This is a genomic window from Streptomyces sp. NPDC054863, assembly GCF_053610825.1.
In genome coordinates this window covers 1-1,262 of the sequence record NZ_JBSGZD010000567.1, presented here as the reverse complement: position 1 = coordinate 1,262, position 1,262 = coordinate 1, and the positions used below count along the sequence as shown (strand labels likewise).

Genomic DNA, 1,262 nt, shown 5'->3' with positions numbered 1-1,262 from the left:
GACATACGCCGGGCCCCGCCTTCGTGCGCACCGCTATCGCGCGGCCCGCACCTCCCACGCCCCCCGATGGAAGGCCAAGTGCTTGAAGTGGGCGAGCAGTTGCTGGTCGTGGTCGACCGCCTTCACCGTGTGGGTACCGCCGCCCGCCACCGCACCGTAGTCCGTCGCGAAGGTCTTGACGCTCTCCGTGCCGAGCGCGAACAGCCGGGTCGCGGGCGCGGTGCGGAACAGCACGCCGGGCCGGCCCCACCGGCCGGGGTGCGAGGTGAACAGGGTGACCCGGACGTCGGCGTGCTCGTCCGCGAGCCGGGCGGCGCCCATCAGCAGTGCGGGCTGGGTGCCGTTGGCGCCGATGTCCACGAGGGTCAGCGGCCGTCCGGTGACCGGCAGCCGCCCGGCCAGGTCCCGGCACACCCGGTCGAACAGGCCGGTCGTGATGGACTGGCGGATCACCGCGTCGGTCTGCGCCAACGGCGTTCCGTACAGGGTGAGTTCACCCCGTCGCAGCCGCCGCGCCTGGTCGGTGCCGTACCGGGCCTCCTCGGCGAACCGGCGCAGGAACAGCTCCTCGAACGGCGGCCCTTCGGGCGCGGCGTGCGCGTCCTCGCGGGCGGCGGTGATGAGCCGGGCCAGCTGGGAGGCGACGAGGCCGTTGTCCATCCAGGCCCGCTGGCGCCCGGCGGCGCCGCGCGCGGTGACCTCGGCGGGCCCGAAGACCTGCCGGCTGGTACGGGCGAGGACGGTGCGCTCGGTGTCGCCGAGCAGGGCGAGCCGGCTGACGTAGCAGACCCGGGAGGCGTCGGTCGTGCCCGCCAGCAGATCGTGGCAGGGCTTGAGGAACTCGCCGTCGGTGCCCAGGAAGACGGCCGTCCGGCCGGAGCCGGCGGGCAGGGCCGCGGCGAGCTGTGCGGCGACCTCCCGGCCCGCGTGGTGGAGGGCCCGGTACAGCTCCGCCGGGGTGGGCCGCACCGGGTCGCGGACGCCGGTCGCATCGAAAAGGGCGCGCAGGTTGCGCCGGTAATCGGCGCTCTCGTCGGGGCCGAGCGAGCCCGTCTGGGCGAGTCCGCGGCGCAGCCGGACGGCGAGATCGCCGGCGGGCGGTCCGAGTGCGCCGGCGAGGCGGCGGGTGTCCTCGAAGGCGTCGTCGGCGTCCAGGGGTCCCGGCAGGCGGGCGAGCCGGGCGGACACCGCGTCGACGTGCCGCACCAGGTCCTCCGGGCGGGCGGGGCCCGGCGGTACGGGCGGCGGGATCGGACCGGGGC

General features: G+C 76.4%; 1 pseudogene. It reads right to left on the bottom strand.

Features of this window, described 5'->3' with window-relative positions:
• Nucleotides 1-33: 33 nt before the first annotated feature.
• A pseudogene (locus ACWGIG_RS38945) lies at nt 34-1,262 on the bottom strand (hypothetical protein); the annotation flags it as partial.